The following is a 15120-nucleotide window of genomic DNA, read 5'->3' as shown; positions in this document are numbered from 1 at the left end:
TTGATTGCTTTTCGATGATGTTTATACTGTACCGCAGTCCCTTCGGTGCATACCTTAAGAATCTCTAGGTTTTTCTATAGATTTTTTGTTTTTCGCGTACAGAAAAAAGGACGCGAATTCGCTCGCGCCCTTTTTTGCGCCTCCCTTTCCCATTTGCATCAGCTTGCAACTTCCGATCCTCCCGTAACCCTGACTTTGAAATCGTCGAAGTCGATCGAGGCGTTGGCGTAGCCGTCGATGCCGAACCGTTGGCCGGTCAGCCTACCGCCGCCTGTATGGCGAAAGAGGAAGTCAGTGGCCGCCGGAACAGGATCATCGTTGATATAAACGGTATAAGTCTTGGCGTCCCAATTTGCCACCATTTTAATTTTGTACCATGTATTGTAGGAAACGTCCTTGACCGGCTTCTTGGACCCTCCATTCTGCACGATCATTTTACCCGTATCAAAAGCCGTGACCATGGAATAATTGCCGGTGCCGCTGTCATTTCTCACCATGGCGCCATTGGCGTACTGGAAGTTACTGTTTAATCTGACACGATATTCGATGACGATGCGCTGATCTGCCTCAGCCTTGACCTCGCCTGCATACGGCAGGAACAGGTTTGCCTTGCCCGCAGCAGCGGTTGTGGTCAGCCGAAGGAATTTATTCCCGTCCTCTTCTTGCACAGTGGCAGCAGCGCCATTGGTCAGATCTTCGGTGGTGATTCCGTAAGGGTACTTGCCCGTCTCATCGTCGGAGAAATCCCGGTAAGCGTTATAGGTCACGCCATTCTCGGTAAGGTTGAGTGAGCCTAACAGGGCTGCTTCCGCTTCAGCAAGGCGATCCAGCACCTCTTCAAACTGCTCTTCACGCAGATCAGGGTCTACGGACAACTCTTCCGCATGATCCAGCTCAGCCAAGAGAGCATTATACGCATCTTGACTATAGGTTCCCAAGCCTTCGCCCAAAGGATATGATAAACCGACGATCCTGCTGCGCATGATATCTACAATCTCATCAAGACCCCATCCCGGGATAACTTCTACGGAAACGGCAGCAGGAATCTTCTCGCCATTCAGTGTCAAGATGACAGGCACCTGAACAGTGCCAAGTGAGTTGAAGTATATTCCTTCCAGCTTCCAGCTGACCTCGGCAATGCTTCTCTCACCCTTATAGTTGACGTCAACAACACCGGGCAGCCTCGGTGTCACTCCGGAGGGAGTCTTTACTTGAGAAAGAATCTGAGGAACCTGAGACGGATCAGGAGTTACCGTCAAGTTGAACTTTGCTTCCTTGCCGCCGTATACGGCTTTAATCACCGTATCCCCCGGCCCAGTGTCATATACCTGACCGGTCACCGTAACCTTAGCCACGTCGGGGTTGCTGCTGAAGTACGCAGCGTCGGCCGTCACATCCTGAACTTCATAGGTGTTGTATCGTGCTGTTAACCGCAGTTGCCTTTTCAGCCCGCTGGTCAGGATGTTGTTCAATCCGCTTATGGCAATAGACTGTACCGACTTAGGTTCAGTGGTAACGGCAACCGTGGCCATGGCCTTTTTTCCGTTATATGTCGCGGTGATCGTGGCGCTGCCCGCCTTGAGTCCCTTGACCCCAATCCCATCAATATCAGCGACCTCTTGGTTGGAAGAACTAAAGGAAACTCCGCTGTCAACAGGGGAATAGGTAGTGCCTGTTACCATATACACGGGCAAGTTGCGACTTTCACCCAACCCCAGCGTGTACCCCGGAGAATCGAATAGAACCTCCGACGCAACATCAAGCTTGAATATATCCATGCTGTCAATTTCGGCAAGGTTGGCACCCGTTGAGAAACGGATGGTATTCTTGCCTTGCTTAAGATAGACTTTCGCCGTGGAGAATCCCCAACGATTCCATCCGGAATAGACGATGTTCAAATTAGCGCCGGAACTGCCGTTGACCGACAAGATATGGGAAGCATCCGCCCCATTCGATGAGCCGTTGGCATTGCGCACGGACAGCACATAAAATCCCGCCTCTGGCACGTTCACTGTGAACTGGGCATAATCATTGGCGTTCTTGATATTGGCGATCTTCTTCCCGCCGGAAGCGGTACTTTCCCGCAAGACACCGGGACCGGTTCCGACGCTGGGATCTTTCACCAACAAGGCTGCTTCCGCCTCATAGCGCTGACGTACCGGCTCCCCTGAAGGCGTGGCAATCGGTTTGTTCGGATCGACGGGCTCTCCCAGGTTTGGCGTTCCGTCTGCGTTCCAGGTGAATTTCTGTGCGCGTACATTGCGGGTCCACCCTGATCCTGGCCAGCGAGCAGCATGGTAAATAATCCAGTCCTCACTGCCATCGGGAGAGGTGGTGAGACTGTGGTGACCCGGGCCGTAAACGCCGTTGGCGCTGGAGAAAATCGGCTTGTCCTGTTTTACCCAGGAGCTGGGGTTCAGCAAATCGTCGCCAATCTTGGCCGTGATCAGTCCGAGGCAGTAACTGTCTGTCCAGCTTCCGTTTGCGGAATAGACCAGGTTGATGGTGTTGCCGCGTATATTGACTTGAGGACCTTCATTGATCCTGCCCGGGGACGTTTCCCAATCATGTTCAGGCGTCGAAATCAATACCCGCTGCGAGCTGATGGTCCGTGGATCGCTCATTTCCGCAATATATAGATTTTGGAAACTTCCATCCGTTTCCTCCCAGCCGGACCAGATGAAATAGTGTTTCTCATTTACAGTCAGCACAGTGCCGTCGATCGCCCAGCGGTCGGTGGAATCGGTTATTTTCCCTTTGAATTCCCAGGTTCCGGTCATCGGACTCTCACTGGCGTTCTCCAGCACATACATGCGGTGGTTTGCGTTGGTTCCGTTGTCAGCTGCGAAGTAAATATACCATTTGTATTTGCCATCGGTATCTCTGAGATAGTGCATTTCGGGCGCCCAAACATTGGAACTGTACATGGTACCCTTAACCGGTGTCCAGGCTAGGCTCCTCTCGCCCGCATCAAGGCCGGTGATGGTCTTCGATCTGCGGATCATGATACCGCTGGCGTTGACAAAAACGTTGTAGTAATAGCCGTCCGTGTGCTTGTAAACCCAAGGGTCGGCTCCTACCTGCATGATCATATTGTAGAAATTTGACACCTCCGACACCCCATTTGTCGACGCCGACATCGAATCTGTCGCATCTGGCGTCGGCTCTGCCGCGGCAGCCGCTCCGCTCCATTGCGGCAGCATCAGCAGCACCGCGAGACAAAGCAGCAGATACCTGAATCTTTTCCTGAGCATTTGCAGTCCTCCCTGGAATCATATGGCTCTCGGCATTCGCCGAGGCAGATGGGGCAAGCCTCCAGATTCAGTTTTTTCAACCAATCCATCCGGATGAACACATTGAAAGCGATTACAATCTTGTCCGTAGGAAAATACCGGTTAAAAGCTTGTTTGACCTTCGGCACACTGTCAATTCCGGCCATGGCAGGTGTTGTTGGCATGCTCTAACCTTCTTTCTTGGTTGATTGCTTTTCGATGATGTTTATACTGTACCGCAGTCCCTCCGGTGCAAACCTTAAGAATCTCTAGGTTTTTCTATAGATTTTTTGTTTTTCGCGTACAGAAAAAAGGAAGCGAAATCTGGCCATAAGGGAGAGGCAAGAAGGAAACAAAGAAAAGGGGCCCCTGCCGCGAAGCGGCAACAAGACCCCGGAAGGGACGCCTCTAATTGGTCGGTCGACCTTTACTTGCGCGCATGTCGGCAGGCAGCTCGAATCGGCTGTAACCCACCATCCGGAACGGACGGGTCGGCGTCGCCCAAAGAAGCGGGTATTCACTGTACAGTTGCCGCTTCGCCGCCGCGTCCCTCATCTTCTCGGACAAGCCGGGCAGCAAGCTTACCGTGGAGTCGCTCTCCTCCTGCTCGATCACGAATCGGCCGGGAATGGCGCGAACGGCGCGGGCCGACTCGTAGGCGCCGTTGGATACCAGTACAAAGCTTCGGCACGCCTCGATCGGCGAGAAGAGCGGCTTGCCCGGGGTCTCGATCGCTTTCATCAGGTTCAGATACATGTTGCGCATCAAATCGTCCGGACCAAACGCCAAATCTTCTTCGCCGTCCTGTGTGCGAATCGTCAGCTTGTTCTGGTAATCCCAATGCGCCTCCCCGCGCGTTCCGTACACGGCAATGGAAGGCACTTCGCTCGCTTCGTGGCAAAGCATGGCATAAAAATAAACGCTCGCACCGTTAGCCATAACGGCGCGAATACAGGAGACGTCATCCCCTTCGATGTCGTTGACGTGGTAAAGCTCGGCCTGCACCGATTCCGGGTACAAATCTGGGGCGCCTTCGACTCCGGCCGCCAGCAAACAATTGTGCAGCAAGTGGGCGAACGGATTGGTGAACGTCCCGTCCAACACATACTGACCGTCGCTGACCAGTTTGCCGGCCCAGCGGGTTCGATCGTAGTACGAGCGCAGCCGTTTCCACATGCCAACGCCGACCACATGCTCCACATGCCCGAGCACGCCGGAGTCGAGCCTTTCCAGCAGCGTTCGGAACGCCTGGCCCGACGTATTCTGGAAGTTTACCTGGCACAAGCGGCCGGTCTCCCGCCGCACGGCGATCATCTCGTCCAGGTCTTGAATCGTTATCGCCGGGGGCTTCTCCACCAGCACGTGAAAGCCCATCCGCATCACCTGGATGCACATCGGCTTGTGGGTGGGGATCGGCGTGACGATCACGACGAAATCGATGTCCGGATGAAACGTGAGCATCTGCACATAGTCCGTATAATGGATGGCCCCAAGCGCGGTCAGCTTGCCGTAAGATTCTTGATGAGCGCCGACATTCGGCTCCGCAAAAGCAACAACCTGCAGGCTGCCCTCTACGGCCAGCTTCTGCATGATATTCACATGCTCAACGCCGAATCCCCCGATCCCGATCAGCGCGGTGCGACAAATCTTCACATTCCTTCCCTCCAAACCTATGCCTTGACAAGCCGGGAAGCGATCTCCCGGCCCGCCAAAGCCGCAAATAAAAATTCATACGTGCTGCAAATAACGTTCCTTGATTAGCGCGAGCGCTTCGTCTCCCGGCATATCCCATACTTGCCGATTGAAGATTTCCACCTCGATCGCCCCCGCGTAACCGGCCGCCTCGACGGCATGACGCATCCGGCGCAGCTCGATGACACCGTCCCCCATCATCCCTCTGCCCATCAGCAGGTCGGGTACCGGCACGATCCAATCGGAGACGTGGAAGCCGAGTATCCGCCCTCTGGCCCGCTCAATTTGCGCGTACAGCTCGGGGTCCCACCAGATGTGGAACGCGTCGGCAACGACGCCGACGTCCTGCGGGTCGTGCTGCTCCGCGAGCGTGTTGGCTTGTGCCAGCGTATTGATGACGGAGCGTTCAGCGGCGTACATCGGGTGCAACGGCTCGATGCCGAGCTTGACTCGGTGCGAGCGGGCGAACGGCACAAGCTCCGCGATCGCCTCTTCGACCGTCTTGCGGGCGAAATCGATGTCCCGGTCCGGCGCCGGTCCGCAAACGAGCACGAGCACGTCGGTGCCGAGCTCGGCCGCTTCCTCGACAGCGCGACGATTGTCGTCCATCCGCTCTTTGCGCGCAGGCGCGGTGGCCGCCGGAAAATAACCGCCGCGGCACAGGCTGGAGACGCGCAGGCCTGCGTCCCGCACAAGCCGCTTGCTCTCGGCTAGGCCGGTGTCGGCCACTTTATGCCTCCACAGCGCAATCCAAGACACTTCGGCGCGAACGCATGCTTCCACGGCCTCGCGCATATTCAGCCGATCGGTCGTAATCTGGTTCAAGCTGAGTCTGTCTATGGAACGAAGCGGTTCCATACTGATCCCTCCCGGATTTCAAACATCTCTATAAATGATTACGGCCGAATACCCGCCAGCGCCAAGACAGGCTTCATCCGTTCGGCGGCAAGCTCCGGATCGGCCAATAGCCCGGCCCTGTCGGCAAGCACGAACAGCTCGGCCAAATGCACGATCGAGCGCGATCCCTCCGCTCCCCCGATCATGCGGAAATGCGGTTGGTGGCCGTTCAAGTAGGCCATGAACACAATTCCCGTCTTGTAGGCATACGTCGGCTTCTGGAAAATATGTCGCGACAAGGCAACGGTAGGCTCCATAATCGCCGCATAACTGACCAGATCACCCGCGTCGAGCGCATGAAGCGCCTTGGCGGCAGCCGGCGCGATCGCGTCGAATATGCCGAGCAGCGCATGGCTGTAACCCTGCTCATCACCCTTGATCAGCTCTGGGTAGTTGAAGTCGTCGCCGGTATACATCTTGACGCCTTCCGGCAGTAGCCGGCGCATCTTGATTTCTTTACCGGCATCGAGCAGCGAGATTTTAATCCCGTCGACCTTGTCCGCGTTTGCCCGAATGACGCGCAAACAAACGTCCATCGCCTTGTCCGGATTGTCCTTGCAGCCCCAATAGCCGGCCAGAGCGGGATCGAACATGTCGCCGAGCCAATGCAGGATGACCGGCTGTTTCACCTGTCCCAAAATCCGCCCATACACCCGCTCGTAATCCTCGGGCCCTTTCGCGCAAGCGGCAAGCGCGCGGCTCGCCATCAGAATGACTTGACCGCCCTCGCCCTCGATGAAGCCGACTTGCTCTTCATAGGCGGCTTCCACGTCGGTGATCGTGACCGACGGTCCCGGGAGCAGATGATCGGTTCCCGCGCCGCAGGCGATTTTGCCGCCGACCGAGCGCGCTTCCGCGATCGAAGCGCGGATAAGCTCCTTCGAGCGGTTCCAGTCGAGGCCCATGCCGCGCTGCGCGGTATCCATCGCTTCCGCTACGGCCAGACCGAGCGACCACAGATGGTGCCGGTAGGCGAGCGTCGAGTTCCAATCGATCTGCGCGTGATGCAGCGGATCGGCGTCCGCAAACGGATCGCAGACGACATGGGCGGCCGAGAAGGCGATGCGGCCCGTAAACGGCTTGGCCGGCACGGCGAACGAGCCGGCTTTGCCCGGAGCATATTCGTACAACGCTCCCCCTGCGCGGGGGAGGAGCAGCGATTTGGTCATCTGTACTCCCCTCCTTTACAGGCTCAGCTTCGGAACGTCGATCCAGCGGCGCTCCTGCCACGACTGCAAGCTGAGATCGGCAAGCTGGGTGCCTTTCGCGCCTTCGAGCAGATCCCACGGGAACGGCGTACCGATGACGACATGCTTCAAGAACATTTCCCATTGCACCTTGAATGCGTTGTCGAACGACGCGTTGTCCGGCACCTGCACCCATTGGTCGCGGAACTGGAACGGATTCGGAATGTCCGGATTCCATACCGGCTTCGGCGTGTTGACCCGATGCTGCGTCTTGCAGTCGCGCAAGCCCGCCACGGCGCTGCCTTCGGTGCCGTCGACCGTAACGGTAAGCAGATCGTCGCGGTCTACGCGCACCGCCCAGGACGAGTTGGCCTGCACGATAATGCCGCCTTCCAGCTCAAACATGGCGTACGCCGCATCGTCCGCCGTGCAATCATACGGAACGCCCTGCTCGTCCAGACGTTTCGGAATATGTGTAGCGGCAAGACAGGAAACAGCCTTCACTTCCCCGAACAAATTCTCGAGCACATAGCGCCAGTGTGCAAACATGTCAACGATAATGCCGCCGCCGTCTTCCTTGCGGTAGTTCCACGAAGGCCGCTGACCCTGCTGCCAATCGCCCTCGAACACCCAATAGCCGAACTCCATCCGCACGGACAGGATGCGCCCGAAGAAGCCGGAGTCGATCAAGCGCTTCAGCTTGAGCAATCCTGGCAAAAACAGCTTGTCTTGCACGACGCCGTTTCTCACCCCGGCCTCGGCGGCGATGCGGGCCAGCTCGAGCGACCCTTCGAGATTAACGGCCGTCGGCTTCTCGCAATAAATATGCTTGCCCGCGGCGATCGCCTGCTTGATGCTTTCCGCGCGGCGCACCGTCGTCTGGCTATCGAAATAAATTTCATTGTACGGATCGGCGAGGCATGCTTCAAGATCGCTGCTCCAACGCTCGACGCCGTGAGCGGCGGCCAGCGCCTGCAGCTTGCTCTCCTGCCGGCCGACCAGAATCGGATCGGGCATTATGACGTCTCCACCCGGCAGCGCGACGCCACCCTGCTTGCGAATCGCAAGAATCGAACGGATCAAATGCTGGTTGGTTCCCATCCGTCCGGTAACGCCGTTCATAATAATGCCGATGTTGCGAACTGCCATCGTTCATTGCTCCCTTCGTTTCGTATAACCGTATTGTAGTCGATGCAAAACCGCTTTTCTTACGATTCCGGGAACACGATTCTCAATTTCGGAAGCGAATTGTTCGAGCGAAAAAATCCCCCGCCGGCCCTTAGCCGATGGGGGATGAAGGAGAATTTACGTTTCAATCAATCGACTGGTCGTCCGCTGATCGCATTCTTGTTCGTTTAATCGCACTTTTGTGGGCTCGCTTGTCCGTTTGGCGGAAGGCTCCCTGCCTACTCGGCTTGCGCGGGCCCGTTCAGCTCCCGGTACGTTTTCGGCGACAGCCTGGCGACAGCTTTGAACGACCGGTAAAACGTGGACACGGAGTCGTAACCGACCTCGAAGCAGATCGAAATAATGTCCTTGCCCGTTTCCGCCAGCAGCTTCTGGGCGACGCGGATGCGTACCTCGGTCAAATATTGCATCGGCGTCATGTCGTACCGTTCCTTGAAAATGTTGTTCACGTACCGCGTGCTGATGCCCAGCTTGGAGGCGATGTCTCCCGCGGTCAGCGGATCGAAATACTGCGAATCGATATAGCTGCGAATTTTCTCGGCACGCAGCCTGTTGGAGCTGGAGCCCGCTCCGGCGGCCTCCGTTCCGGCCGAACGAACCAGCAAGAGCAGCAGCTGAGACAGCTGGACTTTGAGCGAAAGCCGGACGAGCGGCGACAGCTCCCTGGACTGCTCGAACAGCATTTTCCTCAGCAGCTGACGCAGCTCGCTCGCGGCAAACAATCCCGGCTTCATCAGACAGGAGGCCGGGAAATAGGGGTGGAGCAGCTGCGCCCTCATATCCGGATCGAGCACCGCCTCGTCAAACGCCAACACTAGCAAGGTAAGCCTGGAGTCGGACATGACCGAGTGGACAGAATACGGCACGATCAGCGCCGTATCGTCGACCGCCAGCTTCCGCACTTCCCCCCCCAGCCGGATAGCGCCTTCGCCCTCCAGCACAAACAGCAGCTGGTGCGTCTGGTGATAGTGCTCGGGCACGAGATGTCCGCCCGTATGCTTCTGCTCGTATAAGTCTATCGCATTCATGGACAAGTCGATCCATTTAATCGTCACGGCGAAGCCTCCGTTTTTTTGAGACGTTTCAGTTAAAGCCATTTTAGCGCGATCGGCGGCTTCGATACAACATTTTAGAATAAGTGCAGCCCGGAAACCGCAGAGTACCCCCGCGGGGGATAGAAACAAAAGCAGAGGGTTTAGCGTCACTGACGACGCCGGCCCTCTGCTTGACATGTTTCATCTGCTTTCGATTGGCATGAAAACGTCGAAAGCAAATGATGTCTCTTTTGCTCTCATTTCTCCTTCTTCCTCAAGTGATGAGCAATGCCTTGCAAATTCCGAGTATACAAAAAGCTCCTGAATCTCCACAAAAGGAAACTCAAGAGCTCGTTCATTTATAAGTTGGTGCGGTCGAGAGGACTCGAACCTCCACGGGGGGTTAGCCCACACGGACCTGAACCGTGCGCGTCTGCCAATTCCGCCACGACCGCAAGTTTGGAAGAAAATCTATGAATCACGTAATTAATAATATACACCCGAGCAAGGTAGAAAGCAAGCATTTTTTTCTTTTCTCTTAGGCAAAACCTCCAAAAACGAGATTCAAAACAAAACATGACTTCCTGGAGGAGTATTATAGTTAGATGAATTATACTGCAGTCCTGCTAAAGATATATATCCATTATCGTAGTGAAATACAGGTTTATAAATATCTCCCCAGCTTTTCAGGGTCTCTTCAATGATCCAGCGCAGTGTTATGGCAATTTCAGTTTTATCGTTCGTATTGTTGGTTTGATGTCTACGATGATATAACATTAATTCATCTATCCAGTGGAAACGATAATTTACGATTAGGCGTAAAAGAATACTCATATCCTCTACATACCTTCCATCGTAGGGAATATCGGTCGGCCATCCGCCAATTTCTTTTAATATGGATGTACGATAACATCTGGGCCATACAGAGCTATTCGCTTGTATAAAATCATACGGATCGGAAAATGATCTTCCTTTTCTGATAATAGACTGTGTTACATTACCAAGAGCATCTTCGAAGCTAAAATTTATATTCCCGCTTAACACAGCAACATCCTGTGGTTGTTGAACAGCTTCCCTCATTAATGCTTGCAGAGTATCAGGATAAAACCAATCATCAGCGTCCAACTGAACAAAAAAAGGTGTGTTAATTTGCTGCAGCCCTGTATTTAAGCTTTTGGCGTGCCCTTGGTTAGCGGAATGGCGAATTAAAGTAACCCGGGGATCTTGCAGATAAGATTGGATGAGATCTGAGCTGTTGTCAGTCGAAGCATCATCCACCAGTAAAATTTTCCAATCTGAATACGTTTGATTAAAAATACTGTTTAAAGCATCAATTATATATCTTCCAGGATTATAAAAGGTGATTAAGACCGTAATCATACTTCCCATGTTTTATTCCCCCTACCTGACTTGCCTCAAAATATGTATATGATTTTCGATTTGAAATGCTTGTTTGTTGTATACAGTAAATTAAAATATGTTAATGATTAGGGGGTAAATAAACTAAAGCTTGCAGGTAATCTTATGAATTAAGAACTCAGGTAGAAGCAGGTGTATCCCGGAAAAGGGATACGCACCTGCTTTCGCTGCCTCTCACTGGTTTAAACGCGAGCGGTAGAGGAAGCCTCATAAATTTGCTTGACCAGCCTTAGCGATTTGATGCCCTCGGTACCGTCCAGCCAAAATTTATTCCCTTCCCGAATATGTGCATAAAAATCGCGGATCATCAGCCTGTGACTGGTTCCCCAATAGCTTTTGGCGCCGGTGATGGCGAGCGGCGGTTCACAAAGCAGCGTCTCCTTCCCGTCTCTGTACAGATATAGACAATCTCTTCGCTGATAAAGGGTGCCTTGTTCGAATACGATCTCCAGCTCCACCGGTGAATTGACCGCATAAGCGTTCGTAGCATACAGAACTGCTGTCGCTCCGCTGGCAAACCGGAAATGAGCGTGGGCGGTATCCTCCACCTCAATCACGCCGTCCAGCACATCTGTCGTAATGCTGCCCCTAACGGATTCCACCGTCCCGCCGAACCACTGCAGAAGATCAAGCGTATGGATGGCTTGGTTGATCAGCACGCCGCCGCCTTCTGTCGCCCATTGCCCTCTCCAATCGCTCTTTGCATAATAGGCTTCATCCCGGTGCCAGGTCACGATGCCCTTCATGCCGATTAACCGGCCCAGCTCGCCGGAGCCAATGATTCTGCGGATCGTTTGCGAGGACTCGTTATACCTGTTCTGCAGCACCACACCAAGCTGTGCCGTACTATCAGCAGCGGCTTGCACCATCCGTTCCCCTGCTTCGATAGTTTCGGCGATCGGCTTTTCCGTCACGACATGCTTCCCGGCCGCCAGCAGTTCGACAGCCAGCCCGGCATGCTCGTGATGCGGAGTGCACAGATGAACCACATCGATGTCCTCCCGTGTCAAAATATCACGGTAATCATCCGCTGCCTCGGCCCCATATTCCGCTGCGGCGGCTTCCGCCTTCTTCCGGTCCCGGTCCACCAGCAGCCGCAGCGATACACCGTCCAGCTCGCTGACCGACTGGGTATGCAGCGGATAAATGCTGCCGCAGCCGATGATGGCTGCGCCCAACTGTTTCATGTCATACCTCCTGTTCAGCCGCAACCCGCTGCGCCATCTCCTGTGCCTGGAGGCACAGCTCCGCCGCCTTGAACGCATGTTCTTGCGTCATGGCATTCTCCGTACGGTGCAAGCAGTCCAGAATCAGCTCACCAAAGTAGGGATAGCCTACTTTGCCGCTGACTTCAAAGTGCTGTTCCCCATCCCCATTGACCAGAAACACGTGATTTCCATGCGGGCTTCTGGCTACATCAATATATTTGCGCAGCTCGATGGTCCCTTCCGTGCCGAGAATGAAGGTCCTTCCGTCTCCCCACGTTCCCAGACCATCCGGTGTGAACCAATCTACCCGGAAGTAGTGGGTGCTGCCATTATCTCCAAGCAGTGTCGCATCCCCGTAATCCTCCAGCTCGGGATACTGCGGATGATTGTAATTGGCCACTTTGCTGTGCAGCACTTTGGCGTTCCGGTTGCCTGTAAAATAGAGAAACTGCTCAATTTGATGGCTTCCGATGTCGCAGAGAATGCCGCCGTAATTTTGCTTGCGGAAAAACCACTCCGGCCGGGCAGAGGCATTCAGACGGTGCGGGCCAAAACCTGTCACCTGCAGCACACGCCCGATCGCCCCCTGCTGCACAAGCTGCCCGGCGAACACGGCGGCCTCCACATGAATTCTTTCGCTGTAATAGACGGCATATTTCCTGCCGGTTGCCGCCGCTTTCCGGCGCGCGCTTTCAAGCTGCTGCAGCGAAGTGAACGGAGCCTTATCGGTGAAATAGTCCTTGCCCGCGTCCATGACCTGCAAACCAAGCGCACCGCGCTCGGATGGCACGGCCGCGGCGGCTACCAGGCGAACCTCGGGATCAGCCAGCACTTCCTCAAGGCTTGCCGCCCATCTGGCCTCCGGGAACCTCTCCCTGAATTGGCTTACCTTCACGGGATCGGGGTCATATACCCATTTCAGCGTTGCGCCCGCTTCCATCAAACCGTTGACCATGCCGTAAATATGGCCATGATCCAGAGCCGCCGCCGCGATCACAAATTCACCGGTGCGGACGACCGGAGCAGGTTTCCCCTGCGGCGCATAATTCATCCCATCCTGTCTGTTTTCAGCCATATGCTCACATCCTCTCCCGCACAAAATCAGCAAACGCTTTCAGCAGCTGCCGGGAATCATATTGTCCGCTAAAATCTTCAATACCGAGATAGCCTTCATAACGGACGGCTTTCAAGCTTTGCAGCACCTCTGTATAATCGATCATCCCTTCTTCCAGCGGTGACCAGCCAGCCGACCAGCCTGCAGTCCCGTCCGCTCTCCGCCCTTCCTGCTTCCAGGCCGCGTTCTTGATATGAACATGCGCCAGATACGGGCCCAGCAGCTCCATGCCCAATTGGAACGGCTCATACCCTTCGTATACCATGTTGCCCGGATCATAGAGGACTCCGATATAATCGGGGTTGCAGCCGCTGACAAGACGCTGGGCCAGAGAGGCACTCGGGGCGATCGTTCTGTGATGGGTTTCTACCAGCCCCTTGATGCCATAGCGCTTGGCCAGCGTTTCAACCTCCTTCAGATACTGCACCGTCTTATCATATAGCCCTGAGTAAGGCGTGGTTCCATCATATCCAGCGACACCGACACGAATCAGTTCTGCTCCTAATTGACTTGCCGCATGAAAGGCCTGCTCCGCCGCCTCCAGATTCCCCACCTGCAGATAAGGCATCAAACCCGTCACCTTAAGCCCCCTGGATACCGTGATTTCCCTGAGCTTCAGCAATTCCTCTTCGGAAAGCCGCGGATCGATAGAGCAGCGGTTATTGCGCCAATACGATGGCTGCTCGTCCGCCACATCCGGGGGAACCTCCCGGTACCTCCATTCCACCCCGTCGAGTCCGGCTTCCCTGGCGGCGTCCGCCAGCTGCTCCGGCGTAAGTTCAGGTGTGGCCACAGTAAATACGGATAGCTTCATAATTCGTCACTCCTTTTGGTAGGGACATGGATTTATCCCCTGATTCGTGCGCCTAATGTGAACCCGACACATCCAGCACGACACTGCCTCCCCCATTTTTGCGGAAGGAAGAATTGCGGATTCGTTCATCCAGCATATCCGCATACAGCTGCTCATCCAGAGGAAGGGCGACCCAATCGTCAATCCAGGTAGACAGATGCATGGCGTTGGATAATGTCAGTCCGAGAATACCTTCCTCACCCGGCGCCAGCAGCTTTTCTCCATGAAGAATCGCATTGGTGAAATTTTGCAGAATGCCTCTGTGCTGCGTTCCTTCCTCGCCGCTCAGAGGGATGTCACATTTCCAGCACTCCGGACTGCCGAATCCCCCACGATAGCTCGCGTTAAATTCGGGTTCCGGGGTCCGCAGCCTCCAGAAGGTCAGCTTGCCATCCTCGGCCACGATTTTACCCCGATCGCCCGTCACCTCGAAGCGGTTCGTACCCGGCGCTTCACCTGTTGTCGTAATAAAAACGCCAGTGGCCCCATTTTCATATTCCGCATAAGCCGTCACATCGTCTTCCACTTCAATATTGCGGTATTTACCGAATTGGCAGAAGGCTCTGATCCGCACCGGCATCAAACCTGTCGTCCATTGCCACAAATCGAGCTGATGGGGGTCCTGGTTCAGAAGTACGCCGCCCCCTTCCCCGGCCCAGGTCGCTCTCCAGCCACCGGAATCATAATAGCTCTGGGAGCGGTACCAGTTCGTAATGATCCAGTTCATCCTGCGCACCTCGCCAAGCTCCCCCGACAGTATCAAATCCCGCAGCTTCTGATACAGCGGATTGGTGCGCTGGTTGTACATCATGCCGAACACTTTGTCCGCAGCGGCGGCGGCCTCGTTCATTTCACGCACCGCTTTTGTGTACACGCCGGCGGGCTTCTCCACCAGCACATGATAGCCGTGCCCGAAGGCTTTCACCGCAAGCGGCGGGTGATCATAATGCGGCGTGGCGATGAATACCGCATCCATGGCTCCTGAAGCCAAAAAGTCTTCCACATCATTATACCTGCGCACAGAGTCAGGCAAGTGCTGCTCCGCCCAGTGAAGACGATCAGGGTTCACATCGCATACCGCAGTCAGTTCCGCCCCTTGAATATGCTGACTCAAACTGACAGCATGCGAGGTTCCCATATTACCGATGCCGATGATGCCGAATCGCACCTTTTCCATTTCCGTTTCATCCTCCCATTCCATAACCAATATCCGTTGCGCCGCACTCCTTGAGTGTAGCCTGAGGATTAAGCCGGGA

The 15120-nt window shown here is 54.9% G+C and carries 11 protein-coding genes and 1 tRNA gene; all 12 read right to left on the bottom strand.

The features are described from left to right. Nucleotides 1–158 precede the first annotated feature (158 nt). The gene (locus ACI1P2_RS07290; protein WP_355318260.1) at nt 159–3254 is read right to left on the bottom strand and encodes a family 43 glycosylhydrolase; all 3096 of its coding nucleotides are present in this window, start codon (nt 3252–3254) and stop codon (nt 159–161) included. A 426-nt stretch (nt 3255–3680) separates the two neighbouring features. Next, nucleotides 3681–4925 (bottom strand): Gfo/Idh/MocA family protein, encoded by a 1245-nt coding sequence (locus ACI1P2_RS07285; protein ID WP_355318258.1) that lies wholly within the window; start codon nt 4923–4925, stop codon nt 3681–3683. Nucleotides 4926–5000: 75 nt separating this feature from the next. Further along, nucleotides 5001–5822 carry a sugar phosphate isomerase/epimerase family protein gene (locus ACI1P2_RS07280; protein WP_355318257.1) on the bottom strand — a complete coding sequence of 274 codons (822 nt, stop codon included), beginning with the start codon at nt 5820–5822 and terminating at the stop codon, nt 5001–5003. 38 nt (nt 5823–5860) lie between these two features. Next, nucleotides 5861–7030, bottom strand: coding sequence for a dihydrodipicolinate synthase family protein (locus ACI1P2_RS07275; protein ID WP_355318256.1), 1170 nt, complete (start codon nt 7028–7030; stop codon nt 5861–5863). A 15-nt stretch (nt 7031–7045) separates the two neighbouring features. Then, a complete protein-coding gene (locus ACI1P2_RS07270; protein ID WP_355318254.1) occupies nt 7046–8197 on the bottom strand; it encodes a Gfo/Idh/MocA family protein in 1152 nt (383 codons plus the stop codon). Nucleotides 8198–8454: 257 nt separating this feature from the next. Further along, nucleotides 8455–9291 (bottom strand): helix-turn-helix transcriptional regulator, encoded by an 837-nt coding sequence (locus ACI1P2_RS07265; protein WP_355318252.1) that lies wholly within the window; start codon nt 9289–9291, stop codon nt 8455–8457. 346 nt (nt 9292–9637) lie between these two features. Beyond that, nucleotides 9638–9725 (bottom strand) — tRNA-Leu (locus ACI1P2_RS07260). A gap of 109 nt (nt 9726–9834) precedes the next feature. Next, entirely contained in the window at nt 9835–10659 is an 825-nt protein-coding gene (locus ACI1P2_RS07255) for a glycosyltransferase family 2 protein (RefSeq protein WP_355318251.1), read from the bottom strand. Nucleotides 10660–10871: 212 nt separating this feature from the next. After that, a complete protein-coding gene (locus ACI1P2_RS07250) occupies nt 10872–11876 on the bottom strand; it encodes a Gfo/Idh/MocA family protein (protein ID WP_355318249.1) in 1005 nt (334 codons plus the stop codon). 1 nt (nt 11877) lies between these two features. Further along, nucleotides 11878–12972, bottom strand: a complete 1095-nt coding sequence (locus ACI1P2_RS07245) for a Gfo/Idh/MocA family protein (protein ID WP_355318247.1) — start codon at nt 12970–12972, stop codon at nt 11878–11880. 4 nt (nt 12973–12976) lie between these two features. Next, nucleotides 12977–13825 (bottom strand): sugar phosphate isomerase/epimerase family protein, encoded by an 849-nt coding sequence (locus ACI1P2_RS07240; RefSeq protein ID WP_355318245.1) that lies wholly within the window; start codon nt 13823–13825, stop codon nt 12977–12979. Between the two features lie 52 nt (nt 13826–13877). After that, nucleotides 13878–15041 (bottom strand): Gfo/Idh/MocA family protein, encoded by a 1164-nt coding sequence (locus ACI1P2_RS07235; RefSeq protein WP_355318474.1) that lies wholly within the window; start codon nt 15039–15041, stop codon nt 13878–13880. Nucleotides 15042–15120: the final 79 nt, after the last annotated feature.

The sequence above is a fragment of the Paenibacillus jiangxiensis genome (genome assembly GCF_046098255.1).
GTDB classification, from domain to species: domain Bacteria; phylum Bacillota; class Bacilli; order Paenibacillales; family Paenibacillaceae; genus Paenibacillus; species Paenibacillus jiagnxiensis.
This window is presented reverse-complemented; position numbering and strand designations above follow the sequence as displayed.

Bases quoted from the DNA above. Each gene is read 5' to 3' on its own strand.
- ACI1P2_RS07290 (WP_355318260.1), bottom strand. From the start codon at position 3,254: ATGCTCAGGAAAAGATTCAGGTATCTGCTGCTTTGTCTCGCGGTGCTG.
- ACI1P2_RS07280 (WP_355318257.1), bottom strand. From the start codon at position 5,822: ATGGAACCGCTTCGTTCCATAGACAGACTCAGCTTGAACCAGATTACG.
- ACI1P2_RS07275 (WP_355318256.1), bottom strand. From the start codon at position 7,030: ATGACCAAATCGCTGCTCCTCCCCCGCGCAGGGGGAGCGTTGTACGAA.
- ACI1P2_RS07270 (WP_355318254.1), bottom strand. From the start codon at position 8,197: ATGGCAGTTCGCAACATCGGCATTATTATGAACGGCGTTACCGGACGG.
- ACI1P2_RS07255 (WP_355318251.1), bottom strand. From the start codon at position 10,659: ATGGGAAGTATGATTACGGTCTTAATCACCTTTTATAATCCTGGAAGA.
- ACI1P2_RS07250 (WP_355318249.1), bottom strand. From the start codon at position 11,876: ATGAAACAGTTGGGCGCAGCCATCATCGGCTGCGGCAGCATTTATCCG.
- ACI1P2_RS07245 (WP_355318247.1), bottom strand. From the start codon at position 12,972: ATGGCTGAAAACAGACAGGATGGGATGAATTATGCGCCGCAGGGGAAA.
- ACI1P2_RS07240 (WP_355318245.1), bottom strand. From the start codon at position 13,825: ATGAAGCTATCCGTATTTACTGTGGCCACACCTGAACTTACGCCGGAG.
- ACI1P2_RS07235 (WP_355318474.1), bottom strand. From the start codon at position 15,041: ATGGAAAAGGTGCGATTCGGCATCATCGGCATCGGTAATATGGGAACC.